This is a genomic window from Caballeronia arationis (assembly GCF_001544975.2).
Lineage (GTDB): Bacteria > Pseudomonadota > Gammaproteobacteria > Burkholderiales > Burkholderiaceae > Caballeronia > Caballeronia arationis.
Map to the genome: position 1 here is coordinate 1 of NZ_FCOG02000264.1, position 4652 is coordinate 4652.

3 protein-coding genes and 2 pseudogenes are annotated in these 4652 nt (G+C 56.4%); all 5 read right to left on the minus strand.

Features of this window, described 5'->3' with window-relative positions; genetic code table 11:
* Nucleotides 1–177: 177 nt before the first annotated feature.
* Nucleotides 178–827 (minus strand): annotated as a pseudogene (locus tag AWB81_RS47810) (IS3 family transposase); the annotation flags it as partial.
* A 95-nt stretch (nt 828–922) separates the two neighbouring features.
* Entirely contained in the window at nt 923–1387 is a 465-nt protein-coding gene (locus tag AWB81_RS40555; RefSeq protein WP_062644015.1) for a hypothetical protein, read from the minus strand.
* A gap of 205 nt (nt 1388–1592) precedes the next feature.
* Nucleotides 1593–2318 carry an RES family NAD+ phosphorylase gene (locus tag AWB81_RS40560; protein ID WP_087135560.1) on the minus strand — a complete coding sequence of 242 codons (726 nt, stop codon included), beginning with the start codon at nt 2316–2318 and terminating at the stop codon, nt 1593–1595.
* Nucleotides 2278–2664, minus strand: a complete 387-nt coding sequence (locus tag AWB81_RS40565) for an MbcA/ParS/Xre antitoxin family protein (RefSeq protein ID WP_062644021.1) — start codon at nt 2662–2664, stop codon at nt 2278–2280. The genes AWB81_RS40560 and AWB81_RS40565 overlap by 41 nt, the downstream gene beginning before the upstream one ends.
* 1776 nt (nt 2665–4440) lie before the next feature.
* Nucleotides 4441–4652 (minus strand): annotated as a pseudogene (locus AWB81_RS47815) (IS4-like element ISCku4 family transposase); the annotation flags it as partial.

The window sequence follows — 4652 nt, forward strand, 5'->3', positions numbered from 1 at the left end:
TCACGCTCGCCGGCGAATCGCTGCGCAAGACGCGTAGTCGATTGACTGCGAAGCCGCAGTCCGAGTAAAAAGGCAAGGTCCCGCGTCGCTTCGCTCCGCTTGTTCGCGATGGCGTGGAATCCTTGTTCGCTTTGCCGTGGAATTACGATTCACTTTGACGTGGAATGGTTGTTCTCTTTGCGTGGAATACGCAATCTTCCGATCGCGCAGCAGGTACGGCCAGATCTTGTGAGCCGGATGTTTGCGGCTCAAGTTCGGCTTGCGATACAGCGCTTCGATGCCCATTTTGCGCATCAACGTGCCGACGTGCTTGCGTCCGACCCCTATGCCCTCTCGCTTGAGCAGGCGCATCAACATGCGCGCGCCGGCAAACGGATGCTCCAGGTGCAACTCGTCAATCCGACGCATGAGCGCCAAATCCGCGGCACCGATCGGGCTCGGCGCGTAGTACGCGCTGGATCGGCTGATGCCGACCAGCTTGACCTGCCGGGAAACCGGCAGGGGGTGGGCACGATCAATCATTTCTTTGCGCTCAGCAGGCCTGCCTTGCCGAGCGCGCCTGACAAAAAATCATTCTCCAGCGCCAATTGGCCGATCTTTGCGTGAAGCGTCTTCAGATCGACTGGCGGCTCATTGACGGGAGCGGCAGCGGCGCCGAACACATCGGCCGCTCGTTCTTGCAACTGCCGCTTCCATTCCGTGATCTGGTTCGGATGAACCTCAAACTGCTGCGCCAATTCTGCAAGTGTGCGCTCGCCACGTACGGCTGCCAGTGCCACCTTCGCCTTGAACGCCGCTGAGTGCGTGCGCCGGGTTCTCTTCGTCATTGTCTGGTTTCCTTTGAAGGCATTATGCCTATCTCAGAACCCCAGCGATTCCACCTAACCGACTGTCCAGATTTCCGGGGCCACGTCTCTTTTCATCAGGGCGCCTCTTTTATTCCTTCCATAAATTGGACGGTCTCATAGCTTCGCACCAGTTTTTCGAAGCCCTGTACGACGTCGGCTTCCATCGCGTGAAGGCCCTTTTCGCCTTGAAAGTTGGATCTGAAGGCTTGATTGAACCGGTTGTTCAGGAAAGAACTGACTTCCTCAATTTTCTCGGCGCTCCCTGAGTTCGTGAACAAAACCGACTTGGGCGAGAGCGCGTCATAGAAAAGGTTGTGCCGCCACTTGGGTACAAAGTTGGCGGGCCTGACGTCCGTGATCCACATAGAACCGATAACTTTAATCTTCCCCTTCATGCCCTTGGGCGTAATGAACGTCCATACCTTGCGCGGCAGCCGTTCTTGAAGTTCAGCGAGCTTGTCAGTATCGGTCCCGAGCGTGCCGATACGCCCTTCGTGCACATCCGATACGAAGTCTTTCCAGTAGTAGAAGATGTCCAAACGTACTCCGTTCTCAAATCGACGATTGCAGGTCAAATTCCGGCCAGTTGGACGCAGAACTGCGGGGTGCAGTTCCCAATGGATTCAAGGAACTGACAGTCGGCCCGGGGCGTCGAACCACTCGCGACGGCGGGTAATGCAAATTTTTTTGATAGAGGCTGATGTTAGTTCCCGCCGTGAGAAGGCCAATCCGTTCCGTCAGCGCCTATTTCCAGAAGCTTGTCGGGAATTCGAACGCCTCAGGCGACAATACGTCGCTCTTTTGCCAAATCACTCGATCGAGCGTGACTGACAGATTCCACGTTTCAGCGGCAAGAGGTTCTTTCTTTGCGAATGCCATGGGCGTCAGCACTGCGATGCACCCGCCTCCCGCTGGATCACGCACCGAACGATACACGATGGCTTCGACCTGAGCCTCGCGTGCGACCCCGGTAAACGCTTGACAGTAATCATGCTCGGTCTTGTTCTCGAAGGCATTCTGCTGGCGTAAAAAAGGCGGCCGGCGAAGGTCAACGGCGCGCCCCTGAACGGCCGTCTTGAACAGTGTCTGAGGCAACGTATCGATCGATCCGAGCGACGGCGATTCGGTCAGAAAGCGCCAGCGCCAATAGCCAAGCTCCGCACACGCGGTGCTCTTGTCGTAGGCGGCATAGAAGACACCTGGATCATAGGGCCGTCGAAATCGCGAGCCATGCTTGGACGTCGGATATCGAAAGGGCGTGAACAGAAGCCAATGAAGTCCGAGGGCCGTGGCAGGCATCGGAGGTTTTGATGTATCGAGCAACGCTTCTAGCTGAGCCTGCTCGGCCAGACTGTCAACGAGCGACATCGTTGCGACGCGATGTTGTGCCTCGACAGCGCGCCAAGTATCCTCGATAAGCTCCCGAGCCTCAGATGCGACCTCGATAGAGGTCCAAATATTCGACAACATTAACGAGTCCCTGAGCGGAGCGGATGAGATCGATCGGTCTCGCATTCAGTGCACTGTTCTCGCCCGTCAGCCATGCTTGAGCTTTTTCTCCTGGACCCACAATGGCGTCGAGTGAACGAAACAAACGCACCAGCAATAACGCCAACTCCCATTCCTTGCCTCGCGATTGCTCAAGTTGGTAAGTGCCCGCGACGAGCCGCGAGACAGAAGACGTGCTAAGTCCGAGCACATCAGCTAGCGTTGCTTGGCTTATACGTAGAGCGGCCGCCGCGCGGACGGCCGCTTTAGACAACGTGGCCGCCGGCGTCGGATCAACTGCGGCATGATCTTGCGTTGTCGATGCCATGATAGCCTCCTATCTCTGCAGAGAGATTATCATGATATCGTTTCTACAGCAATAGATTTTGAATATTACTTTCGTGCGGATTTCGGTCAAGTTTGTCGTTACCCCCTCCCGTGAAGAGAGGCGCGCCCAAGGATGGCATTTCCTAGACTGCACCCAAGCAATACGGGAAAGGCAGGGTTACGTCTTCGACCGCATGAGCGGACGCATCATCGGGAGACGATAGCCTCGAAGGTTTCGATCAGACGACTACTCGGCAGCGTCGACGGCTGGCGGGCATCCGGTTTCATTTTTGGGACAGGCGAAATGGCAAACGGTGAGAATTCCTTGCGCAGGTTGATCGACAAGTGGCTTGGGCACTGTGCGAGCGGGACGGTACGCGTGATGAAGTTTGGTCGAACCGCCCGCAGTCGAAGCCGGTACGTTCGCGTTGGCGGAGGCTCAGAGAACCGTTGGGCGATCATTTTTTTTCGGCATGACGACGGTTCGTGGAAGGTTTACCCACCACGGGCGGACGTGCCCGCGATGAGCGTTTATAACCTCGCGGCGCTCCGCTAGTAGAAACGACTTACAACGATTTAAATATTTCCCGAAACTGGGAATAACAGTTACAGGCAACAATTCGTCAGCCACTCCATGTGGTGACGGCTGTTAAACACCTCAGAGCGGCGGTAGGTGCGTCGCCGTGCTAAAGGTCCGGAGAGGGGCGGTTAAGGCACAGCATAAGACGCGCATGCGGACGTTGACGGTCGTTTTCACGCGGACGCTCGAACGTCGGCGTGGCTCAGTCAATGACCATTCGCGCGGCTACAACGTCAATCACGTGGTCGGCCGCTGCCCGCGACAGCAACTCGCTTGCAGATATTTAAGCTGTGCTGCCCCTCACGCTGCGAGACGGTTGCGACGAATCTACCGATTTTCAGGCATGACAGGGTGGCGCTCCCAGCGGATTGCCCCGGTCAAATCCATCCCATATATCTGATTAATCAGTACAAGCCCCAAATGAGCAACTGTCCCACATGTTAGACAATGGTTGGACGCTGCACTGTGCTCTGAGACATAAAGATATGGAGATGTGGAGGTTAGGTACCGAAACTTCGTACTTAGACCGCTAGCCGCCTACGATAGCGGAATGTACAGCCATGCTTATCGTGCGAGGACCGGATGGTATCGAGGTCGCCACTCATGAGCTCGGGCACTTTCCCTGCGCGGCGGAGGCTCGAAGGTTTGCTGTGGCTTATGGTATGGCGGAGATTGATCATCGGCAGACCCCCGTGCCCGAATGGCCCGCGAGGTATCCGAAAAACCGCGACGCTTCCACACCACTATCAAAAGCACCCGCGTGAGGAATCCCTTCACGCCTCCTGCCCCTGACCTCCAGCGCTACCCGCAAAGGCTACCTTACCGACTTGCATGCCGGGGGAGGCAGCGTGGCTAGGCGATATTTTCCTGGCTCGATCGGTCGGCACGTTGTCTTCGGATATGTCCCCGTTTGATCAAATGAGGATCGAGCGATGTCCCGTCCGCGACGAGAAAGGCCGAATCGCCCGCACGCTTGGGATACTTCAGTGGGTTCCCTGTCCCGTCATCCCCGTGGCATTTTCGCAGAATAGGTGCGGTATCAACGCGGAGTCGGCGACACCCAACAAGTGATCACGCTGCGCAACGGAGTTCATAAATAGGAAGGCGCAAACTCACGTCCTGGCTGGCGTGAGGATGCATGACCTTGCGTTCTTCTCTCATTTACTCAAGAGTGCCGAGTTCGGCACAGTCTTGGGGTTATGTGGCCAGTCGGAACATCTCGAAGGTGTCAGGGTCCTGCCTTTCGGCGATGAATTTCGCGAAGAAATTGGTTTTGGCGCTATTCACGAGAAATTCGGGCAGGCATTGTCGTAGTGCACTGGCGACAACCAACTCCGATGGAGGGATGCCGGGACGGATGGTGCGCAGCCAGGATCCAAAGGAACTCCAGACGAGTGAAGGGAATACCG

Excerpts from the sequence above, each read along its gene's own strand:
- AWB81_RS40560 (WP_087135560.1), bottom strand. The coding sequence starts at position 2,318 with ATGTTGTCGAATATTTGGACCTCTATCGAGGTCGCATCTGAGGCTCGG.
- AWB81_RS40565 (WP_062644021.1), bottom strand. The coding sequence starts at position 2,664 with ATGGCATCGACAACGCAAGATCATGCCGCAGTTGATCCGACGCCGGCG.